Origin of the sequence: Streptomyces sp. NPDC001941, from assembly GCF_040296945.1 — a bacterium.
Classification (GTDB): Bacteria; Actinomycetota; Actinomycetes; order Streptomycetales; family Streptomycetaceae; genus Streptomyces.
Genome location: NZ_JBEOYE010000103.1, coordinates 1 through 16,310 on the forward strand (window position 1 = coordinate 1; position 16,310 = coordinate 16,310).

17 protein-coding genes are annotated in these 16,310 nt (G+C 72.2%); 13 read left to right on the plus strand and 4 right to left on the minus strand.

Annotation, left to right across the window (positions count from 1 at the left end):
* Together ABT160_RS39455 and ABT160_RS39460 are read left to right on the plus strand one after the other, a co-directional pair.
* Positions 1-684 (plus strand): thiamine pyrophosphate-dependent enzyme (locus tag ABT160_RS39455; RefSeq protein ID WP_351653408.1); only part of this gene is annotated, 684 nt, incomplete at its 5' end.
* A gap of 97 nt (positions 685-781) precedes the next feature.
* Positions 782-1,402 (plus strand): tetratricopeptide repeat protein, encoded by a 621-nt coding sequence (locus tag ABT160_RS39460; RefSeq protein ID WP_351653410.1) that lies wholly within the window; start codon positions 782-784, stop codon positions 1,400-1,402.
* A 45-nt stretch (positions 1,403-1,447) separates the two neighbouring features.
* Here the strand turns inward: ABT160_RS39460 and ABT160_RS39465 are convergent, their stop codons facing one another.
* Complete coding sequence (locus ABT160_RS39465) at positions 1,448-2,044, minus strand: hypothetical protein (protein WP_351653412.1); 597 nt, start codon at positions 2,042-2,044, stop codon at positions 1,448-1,450.
* A 146-nt stretch (positions 2,045-2,190) separates the two neighbouring features.
* Between ABT160_RS39465 and ABT160_RS39470 the strand changes: the two genes are divergently transcribed.
* Positions 2,191-3,294, plus strand: coding sequence for a helix-turn-helix domain-containing protein (locus ABT160_RS39470; protein WP_351653414.1), 1,104 nt, complete (start codon positions 2,191-2,193; stop codon positions 3,292-3,294).
* A gap of 230 nt (positions 3,295-3,524) precedes the next feature.
* A complete protein-coding gene (locus ABT160_RS39475; protein WP_502984383.1) occupies positions 3,525-4,661 on the plus strand; it encodes a CPBP family intramembrane glutamic endopeptidase in 1,137 nt (378 codons plus the stop codon).
* Here ABT160_RS39475 and ABT160_RS39480 read toward each other — a convergent pair.
* Complete coding sequence (locus ABT160_RS39480; RefSeq protein WP_351653415.1) at positions 4,630-5,535, minus strand: LysR family transcriptional regulator; 906 nt, start codon at positions 5,533-5,535, stop codon at positions 4,630-4,632. The two genes, ABT160_RS39475 and ABT160_RS39480, sit on opposite strands and share 32 nt — an antisense overlap.
* A 55-nt stretch (positions 5,536-5,590) precedes the next feature.
* Here ABT160_RS39480 and ABT160_RS39485 point away from each other — a divergent pair, with 55 nt between their 5' ends.
* The 6 genes from ABT160_RS39485 (at position 5,591) to ABT160_RS39510 (ending at position 10,747) form a co-directional block, all read left to right on the plus strand.
* Complete coding sequence (locus tag ABT160_RS39485) at positions 5,591-6,244, plus strand: short chain dehydrogenase (protein WP_351653456.1); 654 nt, start codon at positions 5,591-5,593, stop codon at positions 6,242-6,244.
* 200 nt (positions 6,245-6,444) lie between these two features.
* On the plus strand, positions 6,445-7,320 hold the full coding sequence (locus ABT160_RS39490; RefSeq protein ID WP_351653417.1) for an aspartate/glutamate racemase family protein: 876 nt from the start codon (positions 6,445-6,447) through the stop codon (positions 7,318-7,320).
* Positions 7,320-8,312, plus strand: coding sequence for a DMT family transporter (locus ABT160_RS39495; RefSeq protein ID WP_351653419.1), 993 nt, complete (start codon positions 7,320-7,322; stop codon positions 8,310-8,312). The genes ABT160_RS39490 and ABT160_RS39495 overlap by 1 nt, the downstream gene beginning before the upstream one ends.
* 121 nt (positions 8,313-8,433) lie before the next feature.
* Positions 8,434-9,390: an iron-containing redox enzyme family protein gene (locus ABT160_RS39500; RefSeq protein ID WP_351653421.1), complete on the plus strand. Its 957-nt coding sequence runs from the start codon at positions 8,434-8,436 to the stop codon at positions 9,388-9,390.
* Between the two features lie 2 nt (positions 9,391-9,392).
* Positions 9,393-10,388, plus strand: a complete 996-nt coding sequence (locus tag ABT160_RS39505; protein WP_351653423.1) for a fatty acid desaturase family protein — start codon at positions 9,393-9,395, stop codon at positions 10,386-10,388.
* A complete protein-coding gene (locus tag ABT160_RS39510) occupies positions 10,385-10,747 on the plus strand; it encodes a hypothetical protein (protein WP_351653425.1) in 363 nt (120 codons plus the stop codon). The genes ABT160_RS39505 and ABT160_RS39510 overlap by 4 nt, the downstream gene beginning before the upstream one ends.
* A 90-nt stretch (positions 10,748-10,837) precedes the next feature.
* Here the strand turns inward: ABT160_RS39510 and ABT160_RS39515 are convergent, their stop codons facing one another.
* Positions 10,838-11,620 (minus strand): helix-turn-helix transcriptional regulator, encoded by a 783-nt coding sequence (locus ABT160_RS39515; RefSeq protein WP_351653427.1) that lies wholly within the window; start codon positions 11,618-11,620, stop codon positions 10,838-10,840.
* Between the two features lie 586 nt (positions 11,621-12,206).
* Here ABT160_RS39515 and ABT160_RS39520 point away from each other — a divergent pair.
* The gene (locus ABT160_RS39520; RefSeq protein WP_351653428.1) at positions 12,207-12,524 is read left to right on the plus strand and encodes a hypothetical protein; all 318 of its coding nucleotides are present in this window, start codon (positions 12,207-12,209) and stop codon (positions 12,522-12,524) included.
* Positions 12,525-12,729: 205 nt separating this feature from the next.
* Here the strand turns inward: ABT160_RS39520 and ABT160_RS39525 are convergent, their stop codons facing one another.
* Positions 12,730-13,788, minus strand: coding sequence for a GlxA family transcriptional regulator (locus ABT160_RS39525; RefSeq protein ID WP_351653430.1), 1,059 nt, complete (start codon positions 13,786-13,788; stop codon positions 12,730-12,732).
* A 298-nt stretch (positions 13,789-14,086) separates the two neighbouring features.
* On the opposite strand from ABT160_RS39525, the gene ABT160_RS39530 reads away from it, so the two are divergent.
* A complete protein-coding gene (locus ABT160_RS39530) occupies positions 14,087-14,305 on the plus strand; it encodes a hypothetical protein (RefSeq protein ID WP_351653432.1) in 219 nt (72 codons plus the stop codon).
* Between the two features lie 666 nt (positions 14,306-14,971).
* On the plus strand, positions 14,972-16,156 hold the full coding sequence (locus tag ABT160_RS39535; RefSeq protein WP_351653434.1) for a hypothetical protein: 1,185 nt from the start codon (positions 14,972-14,974) through the stop codon (positions 16,154-16,156).
* The last annotated feature ends 154 nt before the right edge of the window (positions 16,157-16,310 follow it).

The window sequence follows — 16,310 nt, forward strand, 5'->3', positions numbered from 1 at the left end:
AACGTCAACCTCAAGATCCTGCTCTTCAACAACCGGATCTACGGACTCACCAAGGGCCAGTACAGCCCCACCAGCGAAGTCGGCAAGATCACCAAGTCCACGCCGATGGGCTCCCTCGACGCCCCCTTCAACCCCGTCTCCCTGGCCATCGGAGCCGAAGCCTCCTTCGTCGCCCGCACCGTCGACTCCGACCGCAAACACCTCACCGACGTCCTGCGGCAAGCGGCCGAACACCCCGGCACCGCCCTGGTCGAGATCTACCAGAACTGCAACATCTTCAACGACGGCGCCTTCGAAGCCCTCAAGGACAAGCAGCAGGCCGAGGAAGCCGTCATCCGCCTCACCCACGGCCAGCCCATCCGCTTCGGCACGGAAGGCTCCAAGGGCGTCGTACGGGACCCGCACACCGGCGACCTCAAGGTCGTCGCGGTGACCGAGGACAATCAGTCCCAGATCCTCGTCCACGACGCCCACGCCGCCTCCCCCACCACCGCCTTCGCCCTCTCCCGCCTCGCCGACCCCGACACCCTCCACCACACCCCCATCGGCGTCTTCCGCTCCATCGAACGCCCCGTCTACGACACCCTCATGGCCGACCAGCTCGACACCGCCGTCGAACACCACGGCAAGGGCGACCTCGCCACCCTCCTCGCCGGCAACGACACCTGGACCGTCGTCGGCTGACGGGCAGCGGCAGCGGTACGTGAAGGGGCCACCCGGCGCTGCCGGGTGGCCCTCCTCACGGGGACGCGATGTCGGTTGACCGTGATATCACTCGGCCATGACCGACTCCGCCATACCGTCCGAGGACGTGGACGCGATGCTCCGACTGGCCCGTACGGCCCTGGCCGGCGGGGACGACGACGGCGCCGCCGAGCTGTTCGAGCAGGCCGCCCGAGCCGGCACACCCCGCGTCCTGGGAAAGATCGCCGAGGCGTACGGGGAGGTGTTCGACGGGCGGGCAGCGGACTGGATGAGCCGCGCCGTCGCCGCGGTGAGCGTGCCGGGCGGGATCACGGTTCACCCAGGCACGCTGCGGATCATCACGCGGCACGGTTTTCCCGAGCAGCAGGTGTGGTCGGTCACGGTCAGGGCGTCCGAGGAGGACCGTCCTGCCGCAGTCACCGCTCTGGAGGCCGCGGTGCCCCGGCTGATGCGGATCACCGACGACGGCCGGGAGTTGACGGTCGGCGGCATGGAGGCGGCCCTGGACTCCGGCGTCGACTTCTACAGCCCGAACTACGCCGCGGTGGACGCCTCCGGCCCGCGGGTGTGGCTGGACTGCAAGGACGCGGTGCTGCCGGCGATGGCCCTCGCCGTGATCCGGGTCCTGGCGGACGAGCTCGCCACCGCCGGTGTCCGGCAGGCCGGGCTGTGCACCCCCGTGACGAAGGGCCCGTAGCCCGGTCATCCCGGCCGGGGCGGGATCGCGCCGCCGTGTGCGCCCTCAGTCGCGTGCGCCCGCGACCCGGCGCCGGAGGGCGTCCTCCAGCGGGTCGCTCACGGCCCAGGAGTGCTCGGGCGGGTGCTCGTCGAACAGGATGCAGGCGTCGTCGTCCGCCCCGTCCCGGGCGGCCCCGCACCACCCGAGGGCCTCGCACCGCGAGCCCCCGCCGGCGACGGGCCACCGCAACCACAGGGCGGGGTCCGTGACGGCGTCCCAGTCCCACACGTGCGCGGCGTGGTCCACGAAGGGGTGCCAGGCGCCGAGCTCGCACCGCACGGATCCGGTGGCGGTGGCCAAGTCCCGCTCGCTGACGAGGTCTTGGCGGCCGAGCACGGCGGTGAGCAGCTGAGGTACGGGGATGGGCTCCGAGGCGCGACACCGCCGCAAGGCCGGGCGGCACCGCTGCTGCCAGGAGGGGCGCTCGCTGTCGGTGGGCGTGCGCAACTCGTGCGGCGGGACGGCCCATTCGAGACCGCCGCCGTGGGGGGAGGCGAGGTAGACACTGCCCGCGTACACCTGCCGGACCACTCCGACGAGCCCGCTCCTGTCCACGACGTACTCACCGGGGGTGGGGGTCCAGTCTTGGGCGTCGGCCATTTCGTGCCCCTTCGGCTTCGCCATTGGTGTGCCAGCCCAGGTTCCACCTGGCGCGGTGGCCGAACTAGTGGGATCCGTAGGGGCAAGGGGCGCCGACACGGCCTTCCCGGCTGCCCGGGGCCCCGTGCGGGGGGAAGATGGGCGCCATGGACATCGGGAGGCTGATCCGGGATCTTCGTAAGGCGCGCGGATGGTCCCAGGGGCGGCTGGCGTCGGCGATCAACGACCGGTACGGGACGACGCTGTCCCGGGAGTACGTGAGCGGCTGGGAGCGTTGCAAGCATGAGCCCGGCCCCTTCTACCTCCGCGCCCTGTCCGTCGTACTCGACGTACCTCTCGCCGTCCTGGAGAACGAATTGGAGCGTCGCACCTTCCTGACCGATGTGGCGGGGGCGGTCATAGCCCCTGTGATCGCCTCGGACCTGCTGACCGTCGGGTTCGCCGCCCGGCTGAACGGCGGGCCGTCCGGCGATGAGTGGGAGGCCAAGCTGGCCACCTACGGGACGCAGTACATGTCCTTGGGCGCTGCCGACATCCAGCGGCGCGTCTCCGGCGAACTCGTCGTGGTCCAGCAACAGTTGGGCCAGATCCAGCTGTGGTCGGTGGCCTCGCGCCTGATGACCCTGTACGCCAAGACGTTCCCCGGCTCCGACGGGTCGAAGGCCGTCCACTGGTACCGCATGGCGGCGCAGGCCGCGGACGAGTCCGGGGACGAGGCGTCCCGGATCTGGGTCCGGGGGCGAGCCGCCATCGCCCTGGGCTACGAAGGTGCCTCGCTGGGAGTCGCCGACGTCTTGGGCGACCAGGCGCTGGCGATCACGGACAAGCCCTCACTGGGGCTGCTGAACGCCGTCTACGGCAAGGCCCACGCCGCCGCGCTGCGCGGTGACCGCAGGACTGCCCTGGAGCTGGACGGACAGGGGCGCCGCATCTTCGACAGCGCCGGGTCCCACGAGCAGACCTCCGACTACGCCGTACCGTGGTGGCGCCTCAACGTGTTCCGCTCGCTGCTGCTCGCACGGCTGGGCGACGAGAAGCACGCGGTGGAGGCGCAGGACGCGGCCCGCAAGGAACTGCCTGCCGAACTGCCCCGGTTCGCGACGCACCTGGAACTGCACCGAGGTCTGATGCTGGCCCGTTCCGGCGACCGCGAGGGCGGCACCGCGTACGCCCGGGCCGCCATGGACGCGCTTCCGCCGGAGAAGCACAGCCTCACACTGCGGATGCTGATGGGGGAGATCAGCGCGTAACGGCGTCCGAAGGGGCAAGGGAGCGCGCCCCCTTGGCAGCAACGGCGGTCCTCCATACGGGCCTACGCCTCGTGGTGCGGCACCGCAGCGAGCCCGGGCGACGGGGGATCACGGTCGACCGAGGGCGACGTGGCGCGGGCCGTCGCGCCCTACGACCACCCGCTCGGCAGCCCGCGGCCGACGCCCCCGCACCCGTCCACCCCGCCGCACCCGGGTGCGATCATGAGGCCGTGTCCCACAACGACCCGTCCGACAGCCCGCCCGACCCCTGGAGGGCACCCGACCCCCAGGCCCGGCCCGCCTCCCCCTGGGCCTCGCCCGGCCCGCACGCACAGCCACCGCCGCCTCCTCAGGCTCCCGCCCCCTGGCCGCCGCCCGGGCCCCCGCAGTACGGCCCCCCGCCCGGCTGGCCCGTGCCGCCGCCCGTGGCTTCCGTGCCCGGGCCCGAGGCCGCGCCGCCCGGGACCGGGTACGCCGGGCAGGGGCGCGGCGGCGGGCGGTCCCCGGCCCCGGTGCGGGAGTTCCTCCTCGTCGTCGGGCTCGTCATCGGCACGCTGCTGGTCGTCACCGTCGTCGGCGGCGTCCTCGCGGCGGTCCTGGGCGCCGAGCCCACCGACCCCGAGAGCGACAGCCTCTTCGCCGATCCGCTGGCGGACCAGGCGCTGGGGCTGATCACCCTGGCCGCCCTCGTCCCGGCCGTGATGCTCGGGGTGCGCTGGATGGGGCGACGGCCCGCGGGCACCCTGTCCTCGGTCCTCGGGCGGGTGCGCTGGGGGTGGCTCGGCCGGTGCGCCGCCGTCGCGTTCCCGGTGATGGCCGTGCAGTTCACGGTGCTGGCGCTGTGGGCGGACGGCACGGACGCGTTCGACGGGCTCTCCGAGGTGTTCCCCGGCTGGCCGCGCTTCCTGCTGTCCGTCGCGGTGCTGTGGGTACTGGTGCCGTTCCAGGCGGCGGCGGAGGAGTACGTGTTCCGGGGCTGGCTCGTGCAGTGGGCGGGGCAGTTCGTGCGCTCGCCCTGGCCCGCCGTGGTGGTCGCCTCCGCGCTGTTCGCCCTCGCCCACGGCTGGGGCGAGGCCTCGGGGTTCGGGCTGCTGTTCTACTCGGCCGTGTGGTGGGGCTGGCTGGTGCTCCGTACCGGCGGCCTGGAAGCGGTCATCGCCCTGCACGCGGCCAACAACATGCTGGCGTTCCTGCTGGCGGCCATGGCCGACGAGCTCGCCGACCAGAGCACCGCCGCCGACGCGCCCTGGCAGGCGCTCGTGGTCGAGGTCGTCTTCAGCCCGCTCTACTGCCTGCTGATCGCGCGGCTCGCGGACCGGCGGAAGGTGGACCGGCTCACGCCGGCTCCTGCCGCATCCCCGACGTGACCTCCCGCAGCGCTCCCAGGGCCGCCGCGATCGCCGGCTGGTCCTGGGAGCCCGCGCGGGACAGGGCCTCGATCGTGCGGCCGCGGCCGGGCAGGGGGAGGAGGGTGACTCCCGCGGGCGGCGCGTCGCAGAGCAGGCGGGGCAGCAGCGACACCGCCAGGCCCGCCGCCACCAGGTGCAGTCCCGAGCGCAGGTCGTCCATGGTGTGGGCCACCCGGGGCGTGAACCCCGCGTCCCGGCAGGCGTGCACCAGGATCTCGTGGCAGCTGCCGGGCGGCGCGCTCACCCAGGGCGTCTCGCGCAGCGCCCCGAGCCCGTGCTCCCGTACCGCCCCGGCCCGCGCGTCCGGGACCGCGAGCACCAGCGGGTCGTCGAAGAGCGGCAGCACCGTGGTGCCGGCGGGCTCGGGGGCGCCCAGCTGGTGGTAGCGGTAGGCCACCGCGAGGTCCAGTTCCTGGCGCTTGAGCCGGGGCACCGACTCCTCCGGGTCCAGCTGCACGATCCGCAGCGCGAGCCGGGGGTGGCGCCCGGCGAGCACCGCCGCCAGCGGCGCGGCGACGGCGGACAGCGCGCTCGGGGCGCAGCCGAGGGTCAGCTCGCCGCTGAGGTCGGCGTCCAGGGCCCGCACCGCTCCGGCGGCGCGCTCCAGGGCGGCCAGCACGTGCTCGCACTCGGCGGCCAGCGCGGTGCCCGCCGGGGTGAGCCGCACCCCGCGCCCAGCGCGCAGCAGCAGCACCGCCCCGGCTTCCGCCTCCAGGGCGCGCAACTGCTGGGAGACCGCGGACGGGGTGACCCCGTGCAGGTCGGCGACGGCGCTGACCTTCCCGTACTCGGCGAGGTCGCGCAGCATCACCATGCGCTTGACGTCCATCATGGGCACCAGGGTAGGACACCGTAGTTCAACTTAACGAGTGCGGTAGAAAAGGTAGCTGGACTGCACGGTCCAGTGGGGCCATGCTCGGGCCATGAGCCAGAACCAGAAGAAGATCCTGCTCGTCGGCGCCAGCGGCACCCTCGGCCAGGCGGTCCGCGCCGCCCTGACCGAGCGCGGCCACCAGGTGGTCACCGCCTCCCGCAAGGACGCCGACCTCACCGTCGACATCACCGACCCGGCCTCGATCGCCGAGCTCTACCGCCAGGTGGGGCGGGTGGACGCGGTCGCCAGCGCGGCCGGCACCGTCCCGTGGAAGACCCTGGGCGAGCTGAGCACCGAGGACGTGCGCGGCGGCTTCGAGGGCAAGGTCCTCAGCCAGGTCGAGCTGGTCCGCCAGGGCCTCGGCCACGTCGCCGACGGCGGTTCGTACACCCTGATCACCGGCATCCTGTCCCGCGAGCCGATCGCCACCGGCACGGTCGCCTCCCTCGCCAACGGCGCCGTGGAGGCCTTCGTGCGCGCCGCCGCGGTCGAACTGCCCGCGGGCCAGCGGATCAACGCGGTCAGCCCCACGGTCTTCGAGGAGTCCCTGGAGGCCTACGGAGACTTCTTCCCCGGCTTCGACCCGGTCCCGGTGGCCCGCGCGGCCCGTGCGTACGTGCGCTCCGTCGAGGGCCTGCAGACGGGTCAGGTCTACCGGGTGGAATGAGCCAAAGCGGGGGAGTTGCGCAAAGCCGAACCATGGCGGGGCTTTCCCCGGCCTTCCCGTGACTGCACAGTCGGACCAACGCGTCGGTACGGAAAGGGATTTCATGAACAACGATGTCGGCTGGGACTTCTCCGCCCGGTTCTCCCCCCGGTTCTCCCCCCGGTTCACGGGCCGTTTCACGAGCGTGCCGGGGAGCTGCAATGCCCGATGAACGGGACGGTTCCGCGGACGGGGAATTCCGTACGGAGAGATCCCCCGCGCCCCTGAAGATAGGCCTCGTCGGAGGGCTCAGCTTCCCCTCCACGGTGACGTACTACGACCGGATCAACCGGTTGGTCAACCGCCGCCTGGGCAAGGCCCATTCACCCCGGATCGCGTTGGAGAGCCTCGACTTCCAGCCGATGGTCGAGCGGATAGCCGCCCGCGACGGCGAGGCGGTGGCCGCCGAGATCGGCGCCGCCGCCCGCCGTCTGGCGGCCTCCGGCGCGGACTTCTATGCCATCGCCTGCAACACCGTCCACGAGTTCGCGCCGCTCATCGAGCGCCACACCGCGCTCCCGCTGCTCGACATCTGCGTCGCCACCGCCGAGGAGACCTCCCGCCGGGGCGTGTCCACCGTCGGGCTGCTCGGCTCGGCCTTCTCCATGGAACAGGCCTTCTACCGCGACCGGTTCACCGCGCGCGGCATCAAGGTCGTCGTCCCCGAGGCCCCCGACCGGGCCTTCATGCAGGACTCCATCGAGCGCGAGCTGTGCACCGGGGACATCTCCGTCGCCACCCGCGAGCGCTTCGCCCGCATCGCCCGCGACGCCCTGGCCGCGGGCGCCGAGGCCCTGGTCCTGGCCTGCACCGAGGTGCCGCTGGTGATCCGGGCCGAGGACTTCGACTGTCCCGTCATCGACACCGTGGACGTACACACCACGGCCATCGTCGAACGGGCCCTGGCCCCCCTGGGCCCGGACCACCGGCCGGGCCCGGACCGCCGGCCGGGTCCGGACCACCGGCCAGGCCCGGACACCCTCTCGGCCACGGACGTGCCCCTGGTCCCGCAGGCCCCCCTCGCGGAGGCCACCTGATGCGCGCCGTGCACGTCAAGATGACCGTCGCGACGGTCCTGCTCGGCTCCTACCTGGTGGCGAGCAAGCTGATCCTGCGCGAGGTCCCGGTCTTCACCGCCACCTTCTTCCGGCTGCTCGCCGCCATCGCGGTGCTCGCGGTGTACGTGGCCGTCAAGCGGCCCCGTGCCACCCGGCCGGACGCCCGCGACGGCGCGGTGGTCTTCGCGCAGGCACTGCTCGGCGTCTTCCTCTTCAGCGTCCTCGCGATGTACGGCGTGAAGCACACCGGCGCCATCGAGGCCGGTGTCATCCTCGGCATGGTCCCCATCTCCATCAGCCTGGTCGCCGTCCTGTTCCTGGGCGAGCGGCTCTCCGCCCGGCGCGGCACCGGCATCGCCGTCGCCGTGCTCGGCGCCGCGGGCATCAACGCGCTCAGCGCGGGCGGCTCCGGCGGCGGCGACGGCAACGAGGTGCTCGGCGCGCTGCTGCTGGTCGGATCCGTGCTGTGCGAGGCCGTGTTCGTCACCTTCGGCAAGCTGCTGCGGAGGCCGCTGCCGCCGACCGTGCTCTCGCTGGTCCTCGCGGTGGTCGGCGCCCTGATGTTCGCCGGTCCGGCCGCCGCCCAGACCAGCCTGGCCGACCTCTCCCACGTCTCCTGGCAGACCTGGCTGCTGATGGCCTACACGGGCGTCGCCATCAACGGCGTCGCCGTGGTGCTGATGTACGACAGCCTGGACAGCGTCGACACCACCGTGGTGGCCGCCTTCACCGCGCTCACGCCGGTCAGCGGCGCCGTGCTCTCCGTACTGCTCCTGGACGAGCGCCTGCACGCGTACCACTTCGCCGGGATGCTCCTGGTCGTCCTCGGCGTGTACGTGGTGGCGAGGGAGGGCGCGAAGGACGGGAAGGGCGACGGCGGCCGGCGCGGTATTCGGCGCAAGGAGAAAACCGGTCGGTCCGTTCTCCGAAATGACCGTGACGCCCAACCCGTCGGACACACCCCGCGTTAGCCGGTATTCCATCCCTCGATTCACCGCACTGCGGTGACCCGAACCATCAGTGCCATTTCTGGGCCCCCGCTCTTCCGGCAGAGTCTCGGTGGAAAGTGAAACGCCGAGAAAGGACCTGGTCATGGCCACCGCATATGCCGTCGCACAGGAAACCGGAACCGAGTCCCCGCAACTGGACCTGGAGCGCGCGTTCCCCGTTTCCGGGCCCCACGACCGCGACGTACGGCTGAAACTCCTCCGTCACCTGCACGCCCACTACGTGGCCTACATGGCGGGCCCGGAGGAGTTCGGCACCATCCCCCGCCTCAACCACGACCCGGCCGTCGCCGCGATCGAGGACGCCTGGCTCGCCTGGGAGGACCGGCAGGTGGACCGCGCCGGACTCCCGCGCACCGGCGCCGAGTTCCGCGACTGGTTCCTGACCACCGCCGACCGGCACACCCAGCCCGAGTTCTGCGCCTACCTCGCCGAGGAGGCCACCCTCGACGAGATCGCCCTGTTCTTCATGGGCGAGGAGCTGGTGGACAGCAAGTTCGACGACCTGATGGCCATGGTGCAGATCGGCACCCAGGGCCACACCAAGCTCACCATCGCCGAGAACTACTGGGACGAGATGGGCGAGGGGGACATCGAGCACGTCCACACCCGGATGTTCGAGCACTCCGCCCGCTACATGCGCGCCCACCTCGACGCCTCCGGCGTGGACTACCAGCACCTGCACTTCCCCGAGGCGTACGAGAACGCCGCGCTGCTCCTGCAGTACGGCATCCACCGCCACCTCAACCCCCGCGCGCTGGGCGCCATGGGCGTCCTGGAGCAGAGCGCCTCGCCCCGCTTCCAGGCGATGGTCGACGGCTGCCGCAGGCTCGGCGTCCCCGAGGACGTCATCGACTACCAGCGCATCCACGTGCACGTCGACGCCGACCACGGCGCCGAGTGGTTCGACGGCGTCTTCGTGCCGCTGGTCGACCGCTCGCCCGAGCTGCTGCGCGAGATCTCCCTGGGCGTCATCACGCGCGTCCGGGTCGCCAACGGCTACTACGCCCGCATCTGGGACGCGATGAAGGAACTGCGCTGACGATGACGACCGCGGAGACACCCGAGCGGGCCGGCCGGCCCGCCGCCGAACGGCCGCCCACCGAAACCAAGATCCTGTTCGCCCGAGCCCGCGTCACCCGCCGCGACCAGACCGTCTTCCTCGGCAAGCTCCTCCTCGCCGCCGCCCTCACCGCCCTCGGTTGCTCCCTCGCCCTGCGCGAGGGCCTGTGGGCCTCGGCGGCCGGAGTGGTGCTGCTCGCCGCCGTCTACACGCACATGGTGGAGCTCCAGCACCAGTGCCTGCACCACAGCGCGTTCACCTCGCCCCGGCCGCACCGGCCCGTCGGCGTGGCGCTCGGGCTGCCGCTGCTGGTCTCGTACACCCACTACCGGGTGCGCCACCTCCAGCACCACAAGCACCTGGGCACCCCGCAGGACTCGGAGTTCTTCGGCTTCGACACCCGGGCCCCGCTCACCTGGGGCATGCTGCTGCGCGGCGCCTTCGACTACGGGCGGCTGCTCACCGTCGCCCGCGAGGTGGCGCGCAGCTGGCGCGGCACCTGGGCCTACGACGCGGGGGAGATATCCGAGCGGCGGCGGCGCGAGGTGGTCGCCGAGTACCGCTGGATGGTGCTGCCCGTGCTCGCCGCGGCGGGCCTCGCCGTCGCCGGGTACGGCGGCCAGGTCCTGGAGCTGTGGCTGCTGCCGCTGCTCGTGGCCGCCCCGATGCACTTCTTCCTGGAGCTGCCCGAGCACATCCTGTGCGACACCGAGACCACCGATGTGCTGCGCAACACCCGTACGATCAAGGGCAGTTGGTTCAGCACCTGGTACACCAACGGGAACAACCTGCACGTCGAGCACCACGCGGCGATGACCGTGGCCATCAACCGGCTGCGCGAGCGCCACGAGGAGGTCAGCAGGCTCGCCGTGCACGTCGAGCGCAGCTACCCGGTCTTCTACTGGTCGGTCCTGCGCGAGGCGGCCCGCAACAGCCGCCCCGGGCGCCGGGCCCGCCCGGCCGGGGACGCGGCGTGACCCCCCGCCGGGCGGTCCGGGTGGAGGGCCTGGCGGCGCGGCTCGCCCCGGCCGTCTGGGACGGGCGCGTGCCCGACCTGCTGGCCACCTCCTTCGTCCGCAACCTCATCCAACTCCGCTTCGCCGAGGCCGACTTCAATGTCCGGGTCGGGCCGCAGGGGCCGGCCGGCCTCGAACTGGCCCTGGAGGCGGTCTTCCGCGAGCGGGGCCAGGAGAGCTGCGCGGGCGGCACCTGGTGGGACACCTGGAAGGTGACCGTGCCCGCGCGCGAGGACGCGGCGCGCCGACTGGTGGACGAGGTGGTCGCGGCCCGGCGGCGGTTCGCGGTGCTGCTCGCGGAGGCCCGGCGGGCGGCGTGAGCACGGGAGGGGGCGGCGACTACGGAACGCCGTCCCCTCCCGTACCGCGTGCTCGGGGTCTTGAAGACACTCCCCAGGCGTTACGCGTGCTCAGGCGGCGTCCCGGCGTCCGAGCAGATAGCCGAGCTGGAGCCGGTTCTCGGCGCCGTAGTGGGCCTTGATGCGGCCCACGTGGTTCTGCAGGGAGCGCTCGCTGATGCCCAGGCGGCGGGCGATCGCCCGGTCCGAGTGCCCGGCCACCAGCAGCCGCTTGATCGACTCGTGCAGGTCGGGGATGACCTCGGGCGCCGCGTCCGCCGAGCGCGCCGGTACGAAGGGGAACGCCTCGGCCCGGTCCCAGGACCGCTCGAAGGCGTCGGTCAGGAAGCGCACCACCGAGGGCTCGCGGATCTGCAGGGCCCGGGTGCGGTCGCACGGCTTGGGGATGAAGGCGGTGGTGGCGTCCACGACGATCAGCCGCTCGAAGAACTCGGGCAGCGTGCGGACCTCGGCGCCGTAGCCGGAGACCTGGCGCACGTACTCCTTGGTGGCCTCGTCGAAGCGGGCGCTGTGCTGGTAGAGGGTGCGGTTGGCGATCCCGGCGTCGAGCTGGGCCCGGACGGTCTCCAGCGCCCCGGTCAGCACGGACTTGGTGCGGGGGCCGTCGGGCTGGGCGGTGAGGATCTCCTTGCGGGCCCGGTCGACGGCGCGCCGGATGGCCTGGTTGATCTCGGGCAGGCCCTCCAGGTGCACGAGGGTGCCGTCGTCCGGGTGGTGCCCGGGTGCGGCGGCGACGACCTCGCGTACCTGCGCGTCGAGCCGGCGCGAGAGCTCCACCAGGGTGGAGGTGAGCCCGGGCAGGGCGGGCACGCCGGTGGGGGTGTGTTCACGCATCTGGCGTTCATCCTGGGGGTGTGGGGGTTGAACGGGCAGGCGGTGCGCGGTGGTTCGGGGTGGGGTTGGGGCCGGGCGGCGGCGGTGCGTCGGTGCGCGGCTCAGTCGCGGACGCACGGACAGAGGGCGCCGGACTGTCGCTTGAGGTCGACATAGCGGCGCGCGTAGAGGCACGTGCCCTTGGCCATGGCCGTCACTATTGGGCAGGGCTCACGTCCGTGTCAACGTTTCAACCGGAAACCCCTGGCGGGTGAACCACGCACGGTGAGCACGATTCCGGCCAACGGAAGGACGGGCTCCGCCTTGCCCTCCGTACCGCCCGTACCGCCCCGCGACGCGGTGCGGCCGCGCGCCCGCGCGTACGTAAAAGAGCACGGATTTCCGTGAATGCGGCGCAACCCCGCCGCGTTGTCGTACCGCGGCTGCGTCAACCGGGTGATTACCGGAAGAGCCGCCAATTTTTGAGTTTCCAAATTCGGGGAAGCGCCGTTACCGATATCGACAGCGGCGTACCGAGCGGCCAGCAAGACGCTCGGGCGACACGAGGTTCGTGACGTGACGGACGCCGCTGCGGAAAGGGACTGCTGTGAAGTACTCGAAGGCCGCCGCGCTCGTCGCCGGCGCCGTCATGGCCGCCGGTGTCGCCTCCCCCGCCTTCGCGGACGACGTGGACAACGCCCCGGCCGCGCACAAGGCGGGCTCCGACAACCTGGTGAACAGCGACACCGTCACCAAGAACGTCGTGAAGAAGCCGCACATCGACATCGACGCCGTCGTCGGCGCCGTCTCCCGGGCCGCGGACAAGGTCAAGGCGACCAATGACTCGGTCACCAAGACCAATGTCGGCCAGGGCGCCAAGACCGCCGCGGGCCCGATGATGGGCGGCCTGCCGCTCGGCGGCTGACGGGCTGACGAAGGGGCGTTCCGAGGCGCCCCTTCCGACGCTGTGGGCCAGGCGTTCGCATGAGGGAGGGGTCCGGCGTACGAGGCGCCGGGCCCCTCTTTCTTTGCGGGAGCTTTGCGGGAATCCGCGGGTCAATTCGCGGTCATCCATTTCGCTCAATTACGAGAGCATCGCAACTCTTTCACCAGACCTTCGCGAGGGGGAATCAGGTGAAGGAATTCGACCCGGCGGCATCGGCCGGGTCCACCTCGTCGGCCGCCGCGGTTCCGGATGCCGGGCCCGTCGCGCGGAAGCGGCGGCGGTACTCCGTCGGGGTCGTGTCCAGGCGGCGGCGGAACGCCCGGACCAGGGTGTCCGGCGTGCCGAAGCCGCAGTCCGTGGCGATCCGCTCGAGGGTGAAGTCGGTGGACTCCAGCTGGTTGCGGGCCAGTTCGACCCGGGCGGCCTCGACGTAGACGCTCGGCGTCACCCCGAGCTCCGTCTTGAAGATCCGGGTCAGCTGGCGGTCGCTGACGTGCGCGTACGCCGCCAGGTCGGGGACCGTGAGCGGTTCGCCGATGTGCCGGGTGATGTAGTGGCGCAGGTCCTCGATGCGCCGGGTCGCCGACACCGGCTCCAGCGGGACGCTGAACTGGCTCTGCCCGCTCGGCCGCTTCAGGTACATCACCAGCTGCCGGGCCACCCGCAGCGCCATCTGCTCCCCGAAGTCGTCGGCCACCAGCGCCAGCGACAGGTCCAGGCAGGCGCTGATGCCCGCGCCGGTCCACACGTCGCCCTGCCGGATGAAGATCGGGTCCGCGTCCACCTCCACCGCCGGGTGGTCGGCGGCCAGCTGCTGCGCGGTCGACCAGTGGGTGGTCGCGCGCTTGCCGTCCAGCAGGCCCGCGGCGGCCAGGATGTGCGCCCCCACGCACACCGACGTGACCCGCCGCGACACCCCCGCCAGGGTGCGCACCCAGGACACCACCTCCGGGTCCACCAGCGCGTGCACCCGCCGCTCGCGGTCCACCTCGACCGACCCCGGCACCAGGAGCGTGTCGATGGTGCCGCGCGCCGCCTCCTCGAACGTCACGTCCGGCAGGATCCGGACACCCGCCGAGGTGGTGACGGGCGACATCGAGCGCGACGCGAGCACGACGTGGTACCCCGTGGTGTCGTCCGTCTCGCGCTGGACCAGCGAGAACACCTCGGGCGGACCCGTGACGTCCAGCAGGTCCACGCCCTCGAACAGCACGATGACGATCGTTCTCCTGACGGTCCCCAAAACAACCCCCCTGGGTCGGCGGCACGTCGTCCCCACGACGGCCGGCTACGACAACGCCCCTGCTCAGCGACCCCCCGGTCGGCGGGCGATGTCCGGATCTGCATGTTAGACGACATTGCCGACGTGCCCGTCCACACCGTAACTTCACTGGCGTAGCGCACCGCGGGGGTGGGCTGCGAAGCACAGAACAGCACGAACTGTGGGGGGCACATTCATGACCACGACCGGGACGACACTCAGACGGCCCGACACGTGCGGTACGACTCCGGCGGAGCCTGCCGGCGCCACCCTGGGGAGGGTGCGCGCCGCGGGTGCCGGGACCGGGCACGTCGTCAAGGGCGACGGGGTGGGGACCCCGTACGCCTTCCGAGCCGGCACCGGGCCCATCCACCCGGCCGCCGCCCCGGTCGACGACGAACCGGTCGTGGTCACGGCCGACCAGGCGCACCTCAGCGCCCTGGCCACCATCGACGACCTGTCCGGCGTCGTGGTGCCCCGCGAGTCCCACCTCAAGTGAACGGACCAGTCAAGTAGCGCGACCACCGCGCCCGTGACGCCCCCGGCAGGCAACCCGCCGCGATGAAGCGGTAGTCGGTTCATTCAGGCTGCCCGGGGCCGGTACGGGACCGCGGAGTACGGCGCCGGGACGGGGACACCCGTCGCGTCCGGCACCGCCCGGAGGCCCGCGCGGCCTCCCGTGCGCCCGCCCGCGGCAGCCGCCGCGCGCCCCGCGCCCCGTGGGGGACCCCTGACGTCCCCCACGACACCTCTCTCCTCTCTCCTCTCCTCTCTCATCCACCTTCACCAGTACGGCTCGGCACGCCGCGCGCCCTTGCGCGTCCGCGTCCCGGCCGCCCGTCGACGGGAATCCGTGCCGCCACCCGGGCCCGTTCTCCGACGCCTCCTTCCCACCGGCCGCAGCATGCCCGGTGGCGTACCGCGACACCGCGCGCCCTCGCACCCTCGTGCGCCTCGACACGCTTGAAACGAGGCGCAGTTCATCCGCGAGAAGAACCGCGTGCGCCGCATCCGCCACCGTGCGATCCCGGCTGCCCGGGGGGACGGCGCGTCGACACCGGACCGTCCCTCCTCGCACCGGACGGCCCGGCGCACCACCCCACACCGCGAGACCACTCCTGTCGCGTCCGCCTGCCCGCGGACGCTCCCTCCAGAAAGGCCGAACATGACCACGCGCAGAAGCTTCCTGGGTGGCGCCACCGCCGTCGGTGCCGCGACGTTCCTGGGCGCCTCCGCCGTCAACGCCAACGCCGCCGAGGCCGTCGTCGACGGCACCGCCGACTCGGTGTCGCTCGTGCGCCAGGCCCGCAACTCCATGCTCGCGGTGAACAGCGGCATGCGCTCCAACTACGCCGTGCTGAAGTCCGACCTGATCAAGCAGCTCAGCCCGGTCATCGTCGTCCAGAACGACGCCAGGGGCGGCAAGTTCACCCTGATACACAACGGCGCGCAGGTGGCGTCGGAGAACCCGGTCGACGAGATCTTCGAGCTGGCCAAGTCCATCAGCCACGTCCCGCTCGGCATCTTCTCGGTGATCGCCCCCTACCTGAGCGACAAGGTCCCGAACCTGCCGAACGCGTCCCGGATCGACCCCCACGACCTGGACATGGTCGCCTTCAAGGGCACCGCGTCGGACGGCTGGATCGCCCCGCTGGCCGAGTACGCCAAGACCCTGGCGACCGCCCGCGGCCAGCTCACCAAGGCCAACCTGCCCGCCCCGATGGTGACTTCGTGCAGCCAGCTGCTCGACGCCGCGGGCAAGTTCATCGCCGTGTCCATCCAGTCGAAGACCTTCGACATGAAGTCCTTCGAGGACTTCTCGGGCAGCGTCTACCCCAACATCCGCACCAACATGACGCACGCGGCCGCCGCGCAGATCGCCGGTGTCCAGGACATCATGAAGCGCTGGCGCGCGAAGATCGGCGAGGCCGCCTGGGCGGACCTGTACACGGTCGTGCTGTCGCAGTGGACGACGTACGACCTGAACCAGAACTCGATCATCATCAAGCCCTGCATGAACCCGGCCAAGGTGAACACCCACCTGATCGACCTGGCCACCGTCGAGCCGCCGGCCGACCCGATCTTCGTGGCGCTGGACAACCTGGCCCGCATCGTCCAGGACAACATCGCCGCCGAGATGGTCTTCCCGACCGCCACCGTGGTCGCGGACGCGCTCAAGGGCAAGCAGGACCTGCTCTCCGACGAGATCATGGGCCAGCTCGGCAAGCCCGCTTCGAGCGCGAACCCCGCGTCCTACTCGGCCGCCGCCGCGGGTGGTGCCGCCGCCCTGGGCGCCGCCGCCGGTGCGGAGGCGTGCCCGTTCCACGCGAAGGCCACCGCCCGCGCGTGAAGCCCCGCGCGTGAGGTCGCGCGCGTGAGGTGACGAGGGCCTCCCCGCCCCTGCTCCCCCGGAGGGGAGGCCCTCGTCCGTAGCAGTGCTCACGCGAAGAGGCCCGGAGCCGCGACAGGCGGCTCCGGGCCTCTTCGGCCTGTCCGGGTGCGGG

Coding starts and splice junctions, on each gene's coding strand:
- ABT160_RS39460 (WP_351653410.1), top strand. CDS start 782: ATGACCGACTCCGCCATACCGTCCGAGGACGTGGACGCGATGCTCCGA.
- ABT160_RS39465 (WP_351653412.1), bottom strand. CDS start 2,044: ATGGCCGACGCCCAAGACTGGACCCCCACCCCCGGTGAGTACGTCGTG.
- ABT160_RS39470 (WP_351653414.1), top strand. CDS start 2,191: ATGGACATCGGGAGGCTGATCCGGGATCTTCGTAAGGCGCGCGGATGG.
- ABT160_RS39480 (WP_351653415.1), bottom strand. CDS start 5,535: ATGATGGACGTCAAGCGCATGGTGATGCTGCGCGACCTCGCCGAGTAC.
- ABT160_RS39490 (WP_351653417.1), top strand. CDS start 6,445: ATGCCCGATGAACGGGACGGTTCCGCGGACGGGGAATTCCGTACGGAG.
- ABT160_RS39495 (WP_351653419.1), top strand. CDS start 7,320: ATGCGCGCCGTGCACGTCAAGATGACCGTCGCGACGGTCCTGCTCGGC.
- ABT160_RS39500 (WP_351653421.1), top strand. CDS start 8,434: ATGGCCACCGCATATGCCGTCGCACAGGAAACCGGAACCGAGTCCCCG.
- ABT160_RS39505 (WP_351653423.1), top strand. CDS start 9,393: ATGACGACCGCGGAGACACCCGAGCGGGCCGGCCGGCCCGCCGCCGAA.
- ABT160_RS39515 (WP_351653427.1), bottom strand. CDS start 11,620: ATGCGTGAACACACCCCCACCGGCGTGCCCGCCCTGCCCGGGCTCACC.
- ABT160_RS39535 (WP_351653434.1), top strand. CDS start 14,972: ATGACCACGCGCAGAAGCTTCCTGGGTGGCGCCACCGCCGTCGGTGCC.